This window comes from Salicibibacter kimchii, from assembly GCF_003336365.1.
Lineage (GTDB): Bacteria > Bacillota > Bacilli > Bacillales > Marinococcaceae > Salicibibacter > Salicibibacter kimchii.
The window spans coordinates 2,072,656-2,090,786 of the sequence record NZ_CP031092.1; the positions used below are offsets into that span (position 1 = coordinate 2,072,656).

15 protein-coding genes are annotated in these 18,131 nt (G+C 47.3%); 10 read left to right on the forward strand and 5 right to left on the reverse strand.

What is annotated here, in order from left to right; translation table 11 throughout:
• Window positions 1-151: 151 nt before the first annotated feature.
• The 4 genes from DT065_RS10525 (at window position 152) to DT065_RS10540 (ending at window position 5,348) form a co-directional block, all read left to right on the forward strand.
• The gene (locus tag DT065_RS10525) at window positions 152-1,153 is read left to right on the forward strand and encodes a TAXI family TRAP transporter solute-binding subunit (RefSeq protein WP_114373171.1); all 1,002 of its coding nucleotides are present in this window, start codon (window positions 152-154) and stop codon (window positions 1,151-1,153) included.
• A gap of 200 nt (window positions 1,154-1,353) precedes the next feature.
• Window positions 1,354-1,689 carry a DUF1850 domain-containing protein gene (locus tag DT065_RS10530; protein WP_160112505.1) on the forward strand — a complete coding sequence of 112 codons (336 nt, stop codon included), beginning with the start codon at window positions 1,354-1,356 and terminating at the stop codon, window positions 1,687-1,689.
• A gap of 27 nt (window positions 1,690-1,716) precedes the next feature.
• A complete protein-coding gene (locus tag DT065_RS10535; protein WP_114373175.1) occupies window positions 1,717-3,684 on the forward strand; it encodes a TRAP transporter permease in 1,968 nt (655 codons plus the stop codon).
• A 290-nt stretch (window positions 3,685-3,974) separates the two neighbouring features.
• A complete protein-coding gene (locus DT065_RS10540; RefSeq protein WP_114373177.1) occupies window positions 3,975-5,348 on the forward strand; it encodes a CitMHS family transporter in 1,374 nt (457 codons plus the stop codon).
• Window positions 5,349-5,391: 43 nt separating this feature from the next.
• On the opposite strand, the gene DT065_RS10545 is transcribed toward DT065_RS10540, so the two are convergent.
• A complete protein-coding gene (locus tag DT065_RS10545; RefSeq protein ID WP_114373179.1) occupies window positions 5,392-5,817 on the reverse strand; it encodes a pyridoxamine 5'-phosphate oxidase family protein in 426 nt (141 codons plus the stop codon).
• A gap of 136 nt (window positions 5,818-5,953) precedes the next feature.
• Here DT065_RS10545 and DT065_RS10550 point away from each other — a divergent pair, with 136 nt between their 5' ends.
• Both DT065_RS10550 and DT065_RS10555 read left to right on the forward strand, forming a co-directional pair.
• Entirely contained in the window at window positions 5,954-6,886 is a 933-nt protein-coding gene (locus DT065_RS10550; protein WP_160112506.1) for a S66 peptidase family protein, read from the forward strand.
• Window positions 6,886-8,070 carry a M20 metallopeptidase family protein gene (locus DT065_RS10555; protein WP_114373183.1) on the forward strand — a complete coding sequence of 395 codons (1,185 nt, stop codon included), beginning with the start codon at window positions 6,886-6,888 and terminating at the stop codon, window positions 8,068-8,070. Before DT065_RS10550 ends, DT065_RS10555 begins: the two co-directional genes overlap by 1 nt.
• Before the next feature lie 904 nt (window positions 8,071-8,974).
• Here DT065_RS10555 and DT065_RS10560 read toward each other — a convergent pair.
• The 4 genes from DT065_RS10560 to DT065_RS10575 all read right to left on the reverse strand — a co-directional run bounded on the left by DT065_RS10560 (window position 8,975) and on the right by DT065_RS10575 (window position 13,183).
• Window positions 8,975-9,757, reverse strand: a complete 783-nt coding sequence (locus tag DT065_RS10560; RefSeq protein ID WP_227002556.1) for an ABC transporter ATP-binding protein — start codon at window positions 9,755-9,757, stop codon at window positions 8,975-8,977.
• A 51-nt stretch (window positions 9,758-9,808) separates the two neighbouring features.
• Window positions 9,809-10,588 (reverse strand): alpha/beta fold hydrolase, encoded by a 780-nt coding sequence (locus DT065_RS10565; RefSeq protein ID WP_114373187.1) that lies wholly within the window; start codon window positions 10,586-10,588, stop codon window positions 9,809-9,811.
• 485 nt (window positions 10,589-11,073) lie between these two features.
• On the reverse strand, window positions 11,074-12,750 hold the full coding sequence (gene argS, locus DT065_RS10570; protein WP_114373189.1) for an arginine--tRNA ligase: 1,677 nt from the start codon (window positions 12,748-12,750) through the stop codon (window positions 11,074-11,076).
• A 1-nt stretch (window position 12,751) separates the two neighbouring features.
• Window positions 12,752-13,183, reverse strand: coding sequence for a YwiB family protein (locus DT065_RS10575; protein ID WP_160112507.1), 432 nt, complete (start codon window positions 13,181-13,183; stop codon window positions 12,752-12,754).
• Between the two features lie 288 nt (window positions 13,184-13,471).
• Between DT065_RS10575 and DT065_RS10580 the strand changes: the two genes are divergently transcribed.
• The 4 genes from DT065_RS10580 to DT065_RS10595 all read left to right on the forward strand — a co-directional run bounded on the left by DT065_RS10580 (window position 13,472) and on the right by DT065_RS10595 (window position 17,632).
• Window positions 13,472-13,678, forward strand: coding sequence for a hypothetical protein (locus tag DT065_RS10580; protein WP_114373193.1), 207 nt, complete (start codon window positions 13,472-13,474; stop codon window positions 13,676-13,678).
• A 162-nt stretch (window positions 13,679-13,840) separates the two neighbouring features.
• On the forward strand, window positions 13,841-16,156 hold the full coding sequence (locus tag DT065_RS10585) for a ribonucleoside-diphosphate reductase subunit alpha (protein WP_114373194.1): 2,316 nt from the start codon (window positions 13,841-13,843) through the stop codon (window positions 16,154-16,156).
• Complete coding sequence (locus DT065_RS10590) at window positions 16,156-16,662, forward strand: class Ib ribonucleoside-diphosphate reductase assembly flavoprotein NrdI (protein WP_160112508.1); 507 nt, start codon at window positions 16,156-16,158, stop codon at window positions 16,660-16,662. The genes DT065_RS10585 and DT065_RS10590 overlap by 1 nt, the downstream gene beginning before the upstream one ends.
• Window positions 16,592-17,632 (forward strand): ribonucleotide-diphosphate reductase subunit beta, encoded by a 1,041-nt coding sequence (locus DT065_RS10595; RefSeq protein WP_114373198.1) that lies wholly within the window; start codon window positions 16,592-16,594, stop codon window positions 17,630-17,632. The genes DT065_RS10590 and DT065_RS10595 overlap by 71 nt, the downstream gene beginning before the upstream one ends.
• The last annotated feature ends 499 nt before the right edge of the window (window positions 17,633-18,131 follow it).

An 18,131-nucleotide genomic window follows, 5' to 3' on the forward strand; every position in this document is an offset into this window, starting at 1 on the left:
TTATTATGAAGGAACGTAAAAAATAGTTATTTCCTGCTATTTTTTCAATTTTTTTTGATTGCGTAATTTGAGTATAATTATTTGCATACCGTCTGTCTATGTGATAGTTTTATAATGCATTTTACGATTATTTTTACAAGGAGGAACCCTCATGAATAAATCACCTTTCATTAAATTTCTTGGCATTATGGTCGCTTCTGCTTTAATTGTAAGCGCTTGCGGAAACGGAGAGGAAGAAGCAGGCGGTAATGAAGAAGAAACCGTTACGGATGACATGTTCGTCACTATCGCGGCCGGTGGCACATCCGGGGTTTATTATCCGATTGCCGGTGCCATGTCCAATATTTATGAAGCGGAAGGCATCGATACGTCTGTTCAGGCAACAGGCGCTTCTGTCGAGAACATTAACCTGTTGCAAAGTGATCAGGCCGAACTCGCCATTGTTATGGCCGATGCCGTTGAGCAAGCGTATGAAGGGTTCGGCTCGTTTGAAGATGAGGAACCACAAGAGAACCTCGTTGGAATCAGCGGTTTATATCCGAATGTTGTGCAAATCATCACAACAACAGATTCCGGCCTTGAAACGTTTTCCGACCTTGAAGGGGCAAATGTTGGGGTCGGCGACGCAAATTCCGGCGTTGAACTGAATGCACGTATGATGTTTGAAGCCCATGGGATGAGTTACGACGATATTAATGAAGATTATCTCCCTTACGGCGAAGCGATTGATCAAATTCGTAACGGCGTCATTGATGCCGCCTTTGTCACAAGCGGTGTGCCAAACTCAGCAGCCATGGATTTGGCAAGTACCGATGATGTGACCGTTGTAGAACTGGAAGACGAAGGGTTGGAGTATTTGGCAGAACATTATCCATTCTTCATTGAAGATGAAGTTCCCGCAGACACGTACGATAACGAGGAAGATATTCAGACTGCATCGATCACAAACCTTTTGATCCCGAACCCGGACCTTTCGGATGAAGAAGTCTATGAAGTCACCCGACTATTCTATGAAAACCTTGATGAAATTCACACGTCCCACGACGCTGCCGAAGATATCGATATTGAAAATGTGGAGGAAGGGTTAAACGTTCCTATGCATCCGGGGGCTGAACAATACTTTGAAGAAGAAGGCGTACTCTCCGACGAATAAAGGAAAGCGAGGGGGAATGAGGGAGCGGCCTTGACTGCTCCCTCACCTTATTCTCTATGAAAAAAATGACGCTCTTCGTCGTTATCGCTATAATTGTTTCTGTCTTTTTTCATTTATTTCCAAATCCCTATTCTCTCACTTTATATTCCCCGCGAAGCGACGAGATTTATTTTCAAGAAAAAGTAGCAGCGGGAGACGAAGTGGACGTTTCCTGGACCCATTCTGTGGAGCATACGCCCTGGGTGGAAACATTGCGGATCAGCGAAGACGGAGATTTAATCATGGTCGAGACACAATTCCAATCCTATGGGGCAGGTGCCCCGGAAAACACCAGCGGAACCGTATCTATCGAGGACGGGTTCATTGTCATCTCAGGTATAAATGAAGTATATGAAACCTACAACTGGTTTCACTCTCATCATGCCGACTTCACAATCACGGTCGGTGATGAGACAACCATTGAACCGACAGACCTCCCCGATCAAACAGCAATCGAAATGAAAGTCGAACGCTCGTTGTTTTATTTTTCCGGTTAACGTTTCCAAAGAAAGAAGGTGACCATCATGACAAAGGATCGCAGCGATGAACAGGTAGATCAAAACCAGCAAGAAGTGCTTGAAAAATATGATACAGAGTCACGATTTCGCAGCTTTGATAATCGTTTTCTCGCGATTCTTGTTACGCTTATCGCGGTAGGTATGTCCCTGTATCATCTGACCACCGCGTTTACCGGTCCGCCGGTGCCGGTGCTCGTCCACCGGGCTTTACACGTTTCCCTCGTTCTTATTCTCGTTTTCCTTCTTTTTCCGCCCACGAAAAAAGCAAGGAGAGATCGACTGCCGTGGTATGACCTCATTCTTGGTCTTTTATCGATTCCATCCACGATTTACCTGTTTGTTAATTATGAAGACATTGTCACCCGCGGTGGTTTGCCGATTACGGAAGATATTGTCATGGGAACATTATTGGTGGTTCTCGTTTTCGAGGCCGGACGACGTGTGACCGGCGTTGCTTTGCCGATTCTCGCTTTTCTGTTTGTTTTATACGCCATGTTCGGGAACGATCTGCCGGGTCTTTTTCAACACAGAGGCTATGACTGGTCGCAACTCGCGGAACAATTTTACATGACGACAGAAGGGATTTTCAGTACCGCCATCGGGGTTTCATCCACTTATATTATTCTTTTTATTTTATTTGGTGCCTTTCTGGCAAAATCCGGGATGGGACAACTCTTCAATGATTTAGCGATGGCACTTACCGGTAAATCGCGAGGCGGGCCGGCTAAGGTATCCGTAATCGCATCCGGTTTCCTTGGCAGCATCAACGGATCAGCAATTGCCAACACGGTAACCACCGGTAACTTTACCATTCCATTAATGAAAAAGATTGGATATAACCGCGTCTTTGCCGGTGCCGTAGAATCCTCCGCGTCTGTTGGCGGCCAAATCCTCCCACCAATCATGGGAGCCGCTGCTTTTATTATGGCGGAGACATTGGGTGTGCCATATACCAATATTGTTCTCATTGCCATCTTGCCTGCGTTGCTTTTCTATCTCGGCATACTTTCGCAAGTTCACATGCGTGCAACAAAAGACAATTTGTCCGGTATCCCGCGCGCAGAACTTCCAAAACTGAGCGACGTGCTAAAAGAACGCGGTCATTTGCTGTTGCCGATCTTGTTTCTCGTTTATATGCTGTTCTTTAGCGGCACGACGATCCTGTTCTCAGCTGCAAGTACGATTATCGTTACGATTATCATTAGTTCATTGCGAAAAACGACCCGTATGAACGTTAAAGATTTAATTGACGCGCTAGAATCGGGCGCTCGCACAACAGTAAGCGTAGCGATTGCCTGTGCAACGGTCGGAATTATCGTCGGTGTATCCAGCATTACCGGTTTCGGGCTTAACCTGGCGAACGCCATCGTTGCCATCGGTGGAGAGAGTCTTTTCCTCACCCTTTTATTTACGATGGTTGCCTGTATTGTTCTCGGGATGGGGATGCCGAGTATTCCCGCTTATATTATTACAGCCACAATGGCAGCACCTGCGCTTGTACAACTCGGAATTGAGCCGATCGTAGCGCACTTGTTCGTGTTCTACTTCGGAATTTTTGCCAACATTACACCACCTGTGGCACTCGCGGCTTTTGCGGCAGCAGGTTTATCCGGTGCCGGTCCGATGCGAACCGGGTTCCAGGCTTTGAAGTTAGCACTCGCCGGATTTGTCGTTCCGTTTATGTTTGTGTATAACGATGCATTATTATTGATTGACACGACCTTAGCCAGCGGAATCCTTGTTATTATATCCGCGATCATCGGCGTGCTAATGCTCGGGATCGCTGCTGAGAGGTATTTTCTCTACAAACTCCATTTCCTGTTTAGTGGATTAATGGCAGCCGGAGGGATTTTATTCCTCATGCCGGGTATGATGACAGATGCCATCGCCCTCGCCATTCTCGCGCTTATTTTTGCCATTCAATTCATTACAAAAAAAAGACAGGGAACACCTCAATATTCAACCGCTTCTTAAACACACGTGCAGAGTGAACGGATGGGGGCATCCGTTCACTCTTTTTTTGGCTCTGTCCTTTCCAACAAAAGGAAACGAAGCTATCATAAGTGAAAGTTCTGGCGCCCTCATCCATCAGCGGAAGTTTTCTAACTAACCTGCAATCTTCAGTGAAATAATTCAGAAATTAAGTACTAGTATTAGTTGTTTTAGTTATTTATGTTCTATTGACCTCTCAGTAGATTTGCCTTAAAATTACTCCGTCATATTACTTATGGAAAACGTTTACATAGAGATGGAGGCAGAAAGGCATGGCACAAGATACCTCAGTTTTTCTTACCTTTATAGGTTTAGCGATTATCGTTTCAATCGTTGCTCTCCTAATAAAAGGAAAAATTAGCCCAATTGTGGGGATGACAATTATTCCCATCATCGGAGCGCTTGTTGCCGGTTTCGGATTTGAGGAAATAACTTCTTTCTTCGAAGAAGGCGTCAGCCAAGTCATGAATGTTGTGATTATGTTTATTTTCGCAATTACGTTCTTTGGCATCATGCAAGATAGCGGGTTATTTAACCCCCTCGTACGCGGGATGATTCTTGCTACAAAGGGAAATGTCATTATCGTCGCCATGGGGACGGCCGTGATCGGTACGTTTGTGCAGTTGGATGGGGCCGGTGCCACCACTTTTCTGTTATCGATTCCAGCTTTACTGCCTTTGTATCATGCCCTTCACATGAGTAGGTATTTGTTATTGCTTATCATTGCAACGAGTGCCGGCGTTATGAACATGGTGCCATGGGGCGGAGCAACAGGGCGAGCAGCTTCAGTGCTTGGCGTGGATCCTGTTGATTTATGGTTCCCACTTATCCCGTTGCAAATCTTTGGCTTCTTTCTCGTCCTGGGGCTCGCTGCTTTACTTGGGATCCGAGAAAAACGAAGAATTGCCAAGCGGGTGGAAAATGGGGAAATTGAACGTAATGATTATGTCGATGTGCGTGCCATTGCCGATGATTTTACAAAAAGGCAACAGGAAGCCGAAGAAGCTTCAGAAGAGAAAAGGGTGAAGCACCCGTCCATGATTTGGATCAATCTCACGCTTACGATTGGTATTATCACGCTCATGGTTGCTGACATCGCTCCACCGGAATTTGCATTTATGATCGGGGTCGCGATTGCCTTACCTTTGAACTACCGATCGGTGAGCGACCAAATGGGACGTGTTCGTGCCCACGCACCGAGCGCGCTCATGATGGCTTCCGTGATTCTTGCCGCCGGTGTCTTTCTCGGTGTTCTCAATGGCTCCGGTATGCTCGATTCGATCGCCTTATCCATGCTTGCGGTTTTACCCGAGGCTGTCGGACCCTACCTTCATGTGATCGTGGGGGCACTCGGGGTGCCGATGGACTTATTAACAAGTACGGATGCTTATTACTTCGCAATGTTGCCGTTGGTGGAAGCAACAGCTGGTGAATTCGGCGTGCCAGCTGATTCAACCGCTTATGCCATGTTGATCGGAAACATTATTGGGACATTCATAAGCCCATTCGCACCCGCGCTTTGGCTCGCAATTGGCCTCGCCGGAGCTAATATGGGCATGCACATTAAGTATTCTTTTTTCTGGATGTGGGGTTTCAGTATTGTGATGTTGATTGCTGCTTATTTCATGGGTATTTTCACCGTTTAATCATGGTTGCAGGCTTGCGCAAATTTCTGGCGCAAGCTTTTTTTTAGAGGTGAATCTCTTGGGCCGCCTCCGGGTCATCATCATTTCGGTATCGAATGACGAACGGGCGGCAAACGAGGACGATAAAGCGATCATCATCAGGCCCGCTGTATTTTTCCGCAACTTTTTCGGACCAGGCTTTTTTTCGATCACCTGGATCTGTGGCAATCTCTGCTTCTGCCTCCACTTCAATAAACGCTTCTCCCCGTTCGCTTTCTTCATAGCCTAAAAGGATATGAACATAAGGGTTATCTTCGATATCCTCCACTTTGTGCGTGTCCTCGGCCGTAGGTGTAAAAAGCGTAAACCCTTCGTGGTGAAACGTCATATAACGGGCATACGGACGGTTATCTTTTATCGTGGATAATACGCCGATGCGATTTAACTTCAATACGTCGGCGATACGTTCTTTCAACACTTCACTTGACATACCGAACTCCTCCTTAAAGACCTGGTTTTGTTTACCATACCCGAAAACTCGCGGTTTTACTCATCTGTTTGTTTTGGGCCAAGTTTTACAATCATAAACATAAAAATAAGAAACATGTCGGAGAGGAATGAGCGTTTTGAAAAAAATAAAAAGCCGGTCACTCCGGCCCGGAGATACCTTGGGACTGGCGATGCCCGCGAGCCCTGTCAAAATGGAAACGATAGATCGAGCGATTACAGCTGTTGAAGCGCTTGGGTTTTCCGTCCAATTCGCCCGTCATGTTGAAAATGACGATCCCAATTTTCTGGCCGGTCATATCAGTAGTCGCGTAGGGGAACTGCACACGCTGTTTGTTGATCCTGAAGTCGACGGCATCCTTTGCTTGCGCGGAGGATATGGCAGCGCGGCACTGCTTCCTTATTTGGATTATTCTTTAATTGCCAAGCACGCAAAATTACTGATCGGTTACAGCGATATCACCGCATTACACCTCGCCCTCCAACAAAAAGGAAAAATGATGACGTTTCATGGGCCAATGGCTACCAAGCTGATCGATGCCCCCGCTTTTACGGTTGATCATTTCATGCAAAGCTTAACAGGCGAACGCTGGTCGCAGCGTTTGCAAAACCCTCCCCATCAACCAATCAAAACACTTATCCATGGTGCAACCGGCGGTATTTTAACGGGGGGAAACTTATCCGTTATCGCGGGGTTGATGGGAACCCCTTTCGAAATCGATACACGTGGGAAAATTCTTTTTCTCGAAGACGTAGGCGAAGAGCCTTATCAGGTGGACCGGGCGCTTACTCAATTGGCATTGGCGGGAAAATTGCAAGATGCAGCGGGTTTTATGCTCGGCACGTGTACAAATTGTGCATCAAAAGCTTTCCCAAAAGGGGATCACGTCCTTGCTGTCTGTGAACGAATGCTCGCCCCCTACGGAAAACCAACCGTCTATAATGTGCAAGCCGGACACGGTAATGATCAACTGACGCTTCCACTCGGCGCGTATGTCCATGTCAACGCGACCCATCAACAGATCGATATCCTTGAAAGCGCGGTGATTTAATGGTGATACAAGAAGCCGAACAGTTGCTTCCTTGGCTTTCCGAGGTCCGACGGGACTTTCATATGTATCCCGAGTTGGGAATGGATGAACATCGCACGATGGATAGGGTTTGTCATTACCTGGATGCCCTAAACATTCCGTATAAAAAAAATATAGCCAATACTGGCGTTGTAGGAGTTATTGAAGGCAACAACCCCGATGGGAAAACAATCGCGCTCAGGGCTGATATGGACGCACTTCCCATTCATGAGAAAAATGACGTTCCCTATCGCTCAAGACATGATGGCAAGATGCATGCCTGCGGCCATGATGCCCATATGACGATTTTACTCGGTGCTGCCTATATACTCACATCCACTCGCGACCGACTGCCTGGAAACGTAAAGTTGCTTTTCCAACCTGCCGAAGAAACCGTTGGCGGTGCCGCGCCGATGATCGAGGAAGGGGCGCTTGAACATCCTCAGGTTGAAGCGGTGCTCGGATTGCACGTGGCCCCTGAACTACCGGTCGGAAACGTCGGTGTTAGATACGGGCAAATGAATGCATCGTCAGACGCTCTCTCACTGACGGTAAACGGGAAGGGGGCACATGCTGCTTATCCTGCCGGCGGGAAAGATGCCATCATCATCGCTTCCCAAGTCATTTCTGCACTGCAAACCGTCGTGAGCCGCAACGTCGATGCCCGTGAAAGTGCGGTGGTTACGTTCGGTACAGTATCCGGCGGCACACAGCCTAATATCATTGCAGACCGTGTTCGTCTTCAAGGCACCATGCGGACACTGGATCCGAAAGTTCGTGCGGTCGTACTCGATCGTATCCAAGAAACTGTGAGGAATGTGGCGAAAGGATTGGGCGGCAGCGCTGAGCTTGCCATCGAACCGGGTTACACGGCACTCATTAATGACGATGAAATGGTCGATCTTGTGAAAGGGGTGGGCGTGGAGCTTCTCGGCAAGGATCGTGTGACAACGATTCCCAAACCAAGCCTCGGCGTCGAAGACTTCTCTTTTTTCGCCGAGGAGGTGCCCGGCGCTTTTTACCGATTAGGTGTCCGCAATGAAGCAAAGGGGATTGTCCACGGAGGGCATACGTCACGTTTTGACATCGACGAGCAGGCATTAGCGATAGGAGCCGCGATGCAAGCGGGGAATGTGTGGGGGTATCTTAATAACAGTCGTTCATGAATAGAGCGGGGCATCCAAGACTTAAGCTTGCATAGTTTTACCGATCGTCCGATGCCATTATTGACTACGTCGCTCCAATAATAGCGTAAGTTCGAGGGTTGGGGTCCATGTTTAGGCTGTTTTCCGACTCTCCTTGTATGGTGAGGACATTATTTCGTGCTTTGCCTGTTATTTCGTCCTCACCCGCACCCGGTGCGGACATTGTTTCACGCTTTACCTATTATTTTGTCCTCACTTATTAAAGTAGACGTCGATGACTTTGACGTCACAACCGATGAGTCGCGACTAATATTAGACTTATCCCCATTTTTTGGCGCCCTATGAATAGATCGTATCAATGACAAGCACGATCCCCCATATCATTGATACGAGTCACTTTCAAGTTTTTTTCGTAACTCGGAGCTTTTTGGCGCTCGGCCAAACATTTTATGCGTTCGCAAACCCTAATCTTGAGGACTCATTTGGATACTGAGCAATGCTATGAGTCCGCTAAAACCGATCTTGAGGACTCATTTGGATCCCGTGCAGCGCTATGAGTCCGCTAAACACAATCCTGAGGGCTCATTTGGATTCCAAGCATCGCTTAGAGTCCGCTAAAACCATTCCTGAGGACTCCGATGGATCCCGCGTAACACAAAGAGTCCTCAAAACCCAAAGAACAAATCTGATACTGAGCATTGGTACTCACTTTTCATGCAAGAGAGCTTTTATCCTTTGGAATCAATGTTTCGTGAATGATACTGTTGAACGCCGCTATACTTATGATTGCGTTCGAATTTGGGGGAAAATTTATTTTCGCCTTTCTCTCAGCCCTTGCATCACAAGACCTTTGGAACATCGCAATTACCTCGTTAAAAAAACCGCATTTTTCCACAGAAAATGCGATCCGTATCGTTACTTTGATCTACTGCTGTTCTTCAACCTCAAGCGAGTAATGACCATTTTTGTGCTGCATCCGAACCGGTGCGCGGCAGAATTCGGAAAGCTTCTCTGAAGTCAAAAGTTCGTCGGTTCTTCCGACGTCAAACACTTCTCCATTGCGGATTAAAAGCGTTTGCTTAAACACGGGCAGAATTTCATCGACTTGGTGTGTGACATAAATAATCGTCGTCTCCCGCCGTTCCGCGAGTTGTTCGACCGTATGCAACAACTGCGCTTTGGCGAAAAAATCGAGTCCGTTGCAAGGCTCATCCAGCAGAAGGATGTCGGGTTCGGCCATGAGCGCTCGTCCGATCAACATTCGTTGTTTTTCCCCTTGGGACATGTGAGCGTATGGTTGTTTTTCCAGGTAACCTACCCCCAAGTCATTCATTATTCCCTTTGCCTTCGCCATATCTTCATCTGCCGGATACTCGTGCAGACCAATCGACGCAAACTTCCCGCTCAACACGACTTCCAAGCCGATATTTTGCAGTTGATCATGCATTTTTTCAGAAAAAGAAAAACTGACCCACCCGATCTTTTTACGCAGTTCCTGCCACGGGTAATGCCCGAATGTCTCACCGAGCACACGGACGGTTCCTTTTGTTGGAAATTCGTATCCACAAATCACGTTCAAAAGCGCTGTTTTTCCGGCGCCGTTCATCCCGAGCATCGCCCAATGTTCGCCGCGCCTCACTTGCCAATTGATGTCTTTAAGGATGTGTTTATCTCTTTTCAGCGTTAAATGTTCAATATCTATGAGCATCGTCTCCATCCTCCCATTCTATGGAGAATGATAAACGAATCCAATCATTTGTCAATCGCCGACTTCCTTTGCGAATTTGGCTAAAACCGCGTTCAGTTCATTGGAGCGCTTCGTCGGAACTTGGTGGCCGACGCCATCAATATACACAGATTGAACCGGTACCCGGGTTGCACGGGAATAAAAGTCTGCTTGGTATGCTTTGGCATAGGGGTCACGTTTCCCATAGATGAGCAGAAGCGGAGCGGACAGTTCGGGCAATGATTCGCGATAATTAGCTTTTTTGCCCAATTCAAACCAACGTTTTAATGTCTGAGCTTGCACGCTTTTGACAGAGGACGCGATCATACGGCGGGTCGTTTTATTGGATGTGTGTGCCCGGGATAATACCAAAGAAATCAACAATTGCCCTTGTAACGCCGATGTCCATATCCCTAAACGAAGCGCTTGCTTCAATATCCATGTATGTACATCGGGAAAGCCGCCGATTAACACGACACCTGCCGTCCGTTCCGGATAGCGAAGGGCAAAGGCAAGTGCCCCCATGCCTCCTTGTGAGTATCCGCAAACGATGATTCGTTCATCTTTTTCATGCTTTGCAAGCGCACAGGTATCATCTGCCCATTGGTCAATCGTAAGGGCTTGATCTCCGAGTTCGCTCAGCCCGTGGCCACGGGCATTTAACGCGACAACTTTCCTCATTTGCGAAAGAGGGACTTGTTCTCTGAAGATCGTCGCCCCTACCCCCGGCGGATGAAAAAAATAAAGGGGTTGACCATCTCCCTTTTTATCATAATGCAAACGAGTGCCATCAAAACTTTTAAACAAAAACAAGTTGCCACCCCCTAATCATAAGATTTCCGAGAGTGGGCAACTTATGCGCTCTACACTTCTGTGATAAAGCCGAGAGTCGCTTCCACAAGACTTTAAACGCCAAGTGCACTGACAATCAGTACGATGATACCGCCGATATTGTTAAGCTTGACGGAATTCACGTATCCCAAATCAACAGAAGGTCTGTTCCATTCCCATGCTTACTTCGACTACCAAGCACAGCTTTGTTCTCTTTTTATGCCAATGCCGTGCACACTTCGACTTCTGCACACGCCTCTGTTCTATTTTCATGCCAATGAAGCCATCTTTTCGACATATTCGTTTCTCTTTGCCCTCGTTCCATGCCAATGCCGTGCCTGTTTCGACTTGCAATAGTTTAGGCGTACGTGGTCAATTATAGAACACGATCAGTATATGTGCTCCTTTGGCGCGACGTGCAAAAAAGCCCGGGTACGCGAAGTATCCGGGCAACAGACCCACTTATCTCACATCTTTTCAGGTGCATGTACGCCGACGAGCGTAAGGCCGTTGGCGAGCACCGTTTGTGCGGCATTCGCCAACGCCAGCCGCACTTGGGTCAAGGCGGGGGCGTTAGGCTCAACGATTTTTTCTGCATTATAATAACTATGGAACACTGCTGCCAGTTCATGTAAATAATTCGGAATACGGTGCTGGGTATATTGTTCCGCGGCTCCTGCCACTACAGTCGGGAACTCGCCGATTTTTTTCAACAGCTCGTATGCTTTTTCCGATTCGATCAATTTTAAATCAAGTTCGGAATCCAAATCATAAGCGACGCCTTTCTCTTCTGCCTGGCGAAATAAACTGCTTATCCGGGCGTGGGCATATTGCACGTAGTAGACGGGGTTCTCATTGGATTCCTCGACGGCCAGGTCCATATCAAAATCCAAGTGTGTGTCCACACTGCGCATGGCAAAAAAGTAACGGGTCGCATCCAAACCCACTTCTTCGGCCAGTTCTCGCATCGTTACGGCGTTCCCCGTTCGTTTGCTCATTTTCACGCGCTCGCCGCCTTTGACGAGATTGACGTTTTGCCCGACTTGAAAATCCAGTTTCTCTTTCGGATATCCAAGCGCTTGGATTGCTGCATGCATGCGGGCGATATAGCCATGATGGTCAGCGCCGAACAAGTCAACAAGCTTATCAAAACCGCGGTCCAGCTTGTCTTTATGATAGGCGATGTCCGGGAGCAAATACGTGTAGGATCCGTCATTTTTTACGAGGACACGGTCCTTGTCATCGCCATAGCGTGTGGACTGAAACCAAGTTGCCCCATCTTCGTCATAGACTTCTCCATTTGCTCGCAATGTCTCGAGCGTTTCCTCCACTTTTCCTGCCGTATACAACGAAGTTTCGGAAAACCACGTATCAAAAGAAACCCGAAAATCTTTTAGGTCTGTCTTCAATTTTCCAAGTAGATAGTCAAGACCTAGTTTCCGAAAACGTTCCCGTCTCTCCTGTTCCGGCAGCGAGGCAAACGCCTCCCCGTGATCCTGCACCACCTGTTCTGCAATGCCAGTGATATCAGGACCTTGATAAGCATCTTCGGGCATGTCTGCTTCCCTACCGAGCGCTTGCAAATAACGGATATCAAGCGACAAAGCCAATTTATCGATCTGATTGCCGGCGTCGTTTATATAGTACTCGCGCCCGACCGTATACCCGGCCATATCGAGAATATTGCAAAGGGAATCACCGACAGCGGCGCCGCGTGCGTGGCCGAGGTGCAGTGCTCCCGTCGGGTTCGCTGACACAAACTCCACCAATACAGAGGTTCCTTCCCCTACATTGGAGCGCCCGTACGCCGCGCCCTCGTGAAGAACCGTTGGGAGGACCTCACGGAGGAACCTCTGATCAAGGAAAATATTAATAAACCCCGGGCCGGCCACTTCAAGGGTACGCACGGAGGCCTTCTCCTTATCAAAATGTTCAACGATTCCTTCCGCTATCTCCCGCGGGTTCCTTTTCGCCATGCGCGTGAGCTGCATCGCGACGTTCGACGCGTAATCGCCATAATTTTTGTCTTTGGGCGTTTCCAATATTATTTTCGGGATCTCTTCTTTCTTTGCAAAACCTTTCGATATAACAGCTTCGCTTAACGTTTCTCTAATCTTCTGTTTCGTTTCTTCCAAGATGTTCATGTTATGACTCCTTAACATCAATCGCCACCTGATAACTGCCGGCGAATTGTCCTTGTAATTCCAAATCATAATCCAATGTAACATTTAACAGCGATTCATTTGGGCGGTCCACGTGGACATGTTTTGTTTTTGCCAATGTTTCAAATGTCCCATATGGGGTTCCGTAAGAGCCTGATTTCTCTTCCCCTTCCACATAGGCTTGCCGCATGGACACCGCGCCCGAACGAATAATGGTCAGTTCGGATGGCCGCTGAATTTTAATAACGGTTTTCACTTCCCCAATATCTTGCAATTGTTCCGTAAACGTCACATAGGTGCCGCGTTCTTTTTCCACGAGCTCTCCTTTTCCACTCACGTGGATATCTTTTTGTTCCCCGCCCTGTTGAACTTCGGTTGTCATCGATACTTGAATTGGGATGCCTTCCGCCGCCATTAAAGTTTCCCCTTTCCTATTGTAGAGTTTATCCTCTCTGTTTATTGGTTGCAACAGCCAAACATTTGCTATTGACATGTTCGTCGCCGGCTATCCTTATATCCTGCTATTGAAAAAAAAATGAACGAAAAACAAATCGACAAATCATGCCACTTTAGGTAGAATGACAGATGGAGTATTAACCAAGGTAATGCATTTGAAAAACGTATGATGTTGACGACCACTAAGGAAACGGCGGGGAGATGCTTCTCGTTGTTTTTTTCTGGCAGATACCAAGGAGGGCTCGTTTTGTTTAAACATATCGGCGTCGCCGCTATCATCCTCGCTGTCCTCGTCGCTTTTTTCCATATGATCAGTGGCATTATCCTATTCGGAACGGCGCTCTGTTTATTTAGCATCCATTACTTTAAACAAACAAAACGGGATTGGTTTGTCGCCATCGTTTATGTATTACTTGGGATGACGTTAATCGTGTTATCGTTCCTTTATTTATAAAAGAAAATAAAAAAATAAATTTTCCCCCGAAATTTGCCGTGATGGACGTGTCTATGCTTTTTTACAGACCTCCCGAAACACAATTTGTTGTGCCCGATGTTTAACTCCCCTACTATATGTGGTAAGATATAATAGATAATTGAAGATTGGAAGTGGCGAATCATGACGACAGTTTCAACGAAAATTACAAAGGCGAGCGGCTCACGCTCCATGCCATTTGATCGCGAACGGCTGTATAAATTTATCGACGATGTCACGACTGACATTCAAATTCCATCCTATATTGACCAGTATAAAGAAAAAGTCATCAAGACGATTGAAGCAAAAGAGCAGTTTTCCGCTGAAGAAATCACTCAGCTATTACTCTTGACCGCCGCGGAAAACAACGACATCGAAATGCCGGAATGGACGTACGCTGCCTCAAAAATTTTCCTCAGGGACTTGTACAAAAAAGCAGCCTACAACCGAAGCTACGATGCCGAGCAAAAATACGGCAGCTATTACGGCCTGCAAAAACGTCTCGGCCAGTTGGGGATCTATGATCCGATGATTCTCCGGGACTACACACGCGAAGAGATTGAAGAAGCTGCCTCGTTCATTGACCCTGAAAAAGATCACCTTCTTACATATGCCGGATTGCGGACCTTAAATGATCGCTATCTCGCAAAAGGCTTTGATGGGAAGGAGGTCTATGAGTTGCCGCAAGAACGATGGCTCACCATCGCGCTCACGCTTATGTCCCAAGAAGACCGTTCCAAGCGCATGGAACTTGTGAAAGAGGCCTATTGGGCATTATCCAACCTCTATATGACAGTGGCGACGCCGACACTTGCCAACGCCGGCAAGAAAGCGGGGCAACTGTCCAGCTGTTTTATTGACACAGTGGACGATAGCTTGCAAGGCATTTACGACAGCAACACCGACATTGCCAATGTCAGCAAGTACGGTGGCGGCGTTGGGGTTTATATCGGCAAAGTTCGAGCCGCAAACTCAGACATTCGCGGGTATAAAAACACTTCTTCGGGCGTGGTTCCCTGGATCCGCCAAATCAACAATACAGCCGTGAGCGTCGATCAGCTCGGCACACGCGCGGGAGCCGTCGCTGTTTATCTCGATGTGTGGCACGCGGACATTTTTGAATTTCTCGATTTACGTTTGAACAACGGGGATGAGCGCAAGCGCGCCCATGATGTCTTTACAGGTGTCTCCTTGCCCGACGTATTTATGGAAGCGGTCGAGGCGCGCGGCGATTGGTATCTTTTTGATCCGCACGAAGTCCGTAAAGTATTCGGCTGGTCGCTGGAAGACAGCTATGATGAGGAAAAAGGCAACGGCACGTTCCGGGAACGCTATGAGCAATGCGTCCAGTCCAATGAACTGACGAGCCGTAAAAAAGTAAAAGCAATCGATGTGATGAAACGGATCATGCAATCGCAGTTGGAAACCGGCACCCCGTACATGTTCTATCGTGATGAAGTCAACCGCATGAACGCAAACAAACACGAAGGCATCGTTTACAGTTCCAATCTTTGCACGGAAATTATGCAAAATATGTCCGAGACCGTTGTCGTCGAGCAAATCCAAGACGACGGGGAAATTCTCATTCGTAAAAAGCCGGGCGACTTTGTCGTTTGCAACCTTTCATCGATCAATCTGGGACGGGCCGTTAGAGCCAATGTCCTCCCACGCTTGATCCCGATTCAGGTACGAATGCTTGACAACGTCATCAATATCAATCAGCTTCCAGTCGTGCAAGCGCAAATGACCAATCATAAATACCGGGCCATCGGGTTGGGAACGTTCGGTTGGCATCATCTTCTCGCCCAGAACCATATCGCGTGGGATGACGTGCAAGCGGAAAAACTCGCCGATCAGGTCTACGAAGAGATCGCTTATCGCACCATTCAAGCAAGCGCGGACCTCGCGATTGAAAAAGGGGCATACCCTGCTTTTCCGGGTTCGGAATGGGAAAGCGGGCGCTATTTTGAACGGCACGGCTATTTTGATCAAGATGAAGATGCTTCTTTCTCCAACAACGATCATTGGAAAGAATTGGCCGAACAAATCCGGGACACCGGAATTCGCAACGGCTACTTGATGGCCGTCGCGCCAAACAGCAGCACAGCCCTAATCGCCGGCAGCACGCAAGGCATTGATCCGTTCTTTGGGGCTAGCTACGTGGAGGAGAAAAAAGATTACCGGGTGACCGTGACCGCGCCTGATATTGACGGGGAAAACTACAAATACTATGAAAAAAACGCGTTCCAACAAGATCAGTTCGCGAGTATCCGGCACAACGCCGCGCGGCAAAAACACGTCGACCAATCGCAATCCTTTAACCTTTATGTCCCGGCTTCCATCAAGGCGAAAACACTGCTTGATTTGCACTTAACCGCTTGGAAATCGAGGCTAAAAACGACGTATTATGTACGCAGCAGTAAAGTGGATATCCGTGAATGCGAGTGGTGCCAAAGCTGATGGCGCTCCGAAGTGCATTCATTTTATACGAATCTTTAAGCGGCAATACGGCACAACTTTCCATGTTTATTCATCAACTACTGGAATATGATGATACTAACGTCAAACGCATGCCTTTGCGGTCTTTTCTTGACCTGTCCATTGCAGATGCCGACGAAGTGATCCAACAATACGAAACCATCTTCATCGGCACGTACACCGATGATGCCCATCTCCCTCCGGAACCGATTGAAGAGTTAATGGAGACCTACGCGTTCCCCGGTCAACAAATCATTGCTTTCGGTACCGGGGACACGCAATGGGGAGATACGTATTGCCTGGCCGCACACACGATAGCGAAACATTATCAAAGCCCCTATCCGGTGTTGGAAATTGAACAGATGCCCGCGAGAAGCGACGAAGAAAAAATCTATAATTGGTTGGAGGCGATTGATAATGAGCAAACTCATGGAAAAAGTAGCGATTATGGAGCCGGCAAATCCGGTGCGATCCACCGGCATTATTAACGGAAGGTCCAGCGGCATTTTAAACTGGAACGACATTCCATACCCTTCTTTTTACCGCACGTACCGGGAATTGTTATCCAATTTCTGGATTCCGCATGAAGTGAATATGAGCCCGGACCATAAATCCATCATGGAATTATCTTCAGAAGAGCTGCGTGCCTACAAACTAACGATCGGTCTCCTTGCCACGCTGGACACACCGCAAGGACGACTCATTCATGGCGTAAGTGAATATGTCAGCGATGACAGCGTGCACGCGATTGCTGCCGTTATCGCGCAACAGGAAGTCGTTCATAATGAAAGTTACTCTTACGTGCTTTCCAGTTTATTCGGCTTCGAAGACCAAAAACAAATTTTTGAAGACGCGAGAACGAATCCGACGATCATCGCTCGGAATCAACGAATCATGGACGCGTATAACGACTTTATTGAAAACCCGACGGAAGAAAAACTCCTCAACGTTATCATTTATTCACTCATCCTGGAAGGAATCTTCTTTTACAGCGGTTTTGCCTTCTTTTACAACCTGGCCAGACAGCAAAAGATGAATGCAACCGCACAAATCATCAGCTTCATTAACCGTGATGAGCTCGTGCACGGCAAATTCATGTCTGAGTTATTGCGTGCCATCCTGGGCGAAAACCCGCATTTAAACACGCCGGAGTTCACGGACTTTGTAAAAAATGAGTTCCAACACGCGGTTGAATCAGAAATCGCTTGGTCCAATGAAGTGCTCGATGGCATCTTCGGCATTGATCTGGATGAAATGCACACGTATATCCAATACCGTGCCAACAAAATGTTGAAGATGCTTGGATTGGACCCGCTTTATCCGGATGCCCACGATAACACTATGCCCTGGATCAAAGCCTTCGTCGACAATTTCGACGCAACAAAAACCGATTTTTTCGAAGCCCGCAACCGTAGCTACGAAAAAGTAGACGCCGATAATGGGTTTGATGAGTTGTAAAAAAAAAAGAAGGGAGGCTGTCCAATTACAGACAGACCTCCCGCAAGTAGCTAATCATCATTAAAGACTATACTTTATCTTCTAAACAAAATATTTAAAAACTGGGCACCTAGTATAACCTCCCATGGTATAATCATTTCAAGAGCCCCCGGCTGATAAGCAGTGACAACCCTATCACCTCGTGAGCAAGGAGGTGATTGTCATAAGTAGACGACGAAGAAAAAAGCCGAAACAACAAAGAAATGGACACTACGGGCGGTTAAAATCCGTGCACTGGACGGATTCGTCCGATTCGTGTCCAACATCTTGGAATTATTTAAGGCATAAGGGTGAATAGGACATGAGAGCCAACTTGCGTATTGTTCCCCACAAACTTACGCGGGTCACTGGCTCTATGGGTTTTGGTGATTATGGGTTCCTAGAACCCATGCCTGTACGATTATAGTGTATGCCAAAAACAAAAAGATGAAAATTGTGTGATATTCTTTTAAAATGAGAG

Coding starts and splice junctions, on each gene's coding strand:
- DT065_RS10525 (WP_114373171.1), top strand. CDS start 152: ATGAATAAATCACCTTTCATTAAATTTCTTGGCATTATGGTCGCTTCT.
- DT065_RS10535 (WP_114373175.1), top strand. CDS start 1,717: ATGACAAAGGATCGCAGCGATGAACAGGTAGATCAAAACCAGCAAGAA.
- DT065_RS10540 (WP_114373177.1), top strand. CDS start 3,975: ATGGCACAAGATACCTCAGTTTTTCTTACCTTTATAGGTTTAGCGATT.
- DT065_RS10545 (WP_114373179.1), bottom strand. CDS start 5,817: ATGTCAAGTGAAGTGTTGAAAGAACGTATCGCCGACGTATTGAAGTTA.
- DT065_RS10555 (WP_114373183.1), top strand. CDS start 6,886: ATGGTGATACAAGAAGCCGAACAGTTGCTTCCTTGGCTTTCCGAGGTC.
- DT065_RS10560 (WP_227002556.1), bottom strand. CDS start 9,757: ATGCTCATAGATATTGAACATTTAACGCTGAAAAGAGATAAACACATC.
- argS (WP_114373189.1), bottom strand. CDS start 12,750: ATGAACATCTTGGAAGAAACGAAACAGAAGATTAGAGAAACGTTAAGC.
- DT065_RS10575 (WP_160112507.1), bottom strand. CDS start 13,183: ATGGCGGCGGAAGGCATCCCAATTCAAGTATCGATGACAACCGAAGTT.
- DT065_RS10585 (WP_114373194.1), top strand. CDS start 13,841: ATGACGACAGTTTCAACGAAAATTACAAAGGCGAGCGGCTCACGCTCC.
- DT065_RS10590 (WP_160112508.1), top strand. CDS start 16,156: ATGGCGCTCCGAAGTGCATTCATTTTATACGAATCTTTAAGCGGCAAT.
- DT065_RS10595 (WP_114373198.1), top strand. CDS start 16,592: ATGAGCAAACTCATGGAAAAAGTAGCGATTATGGAGCCGGCAAATCCG.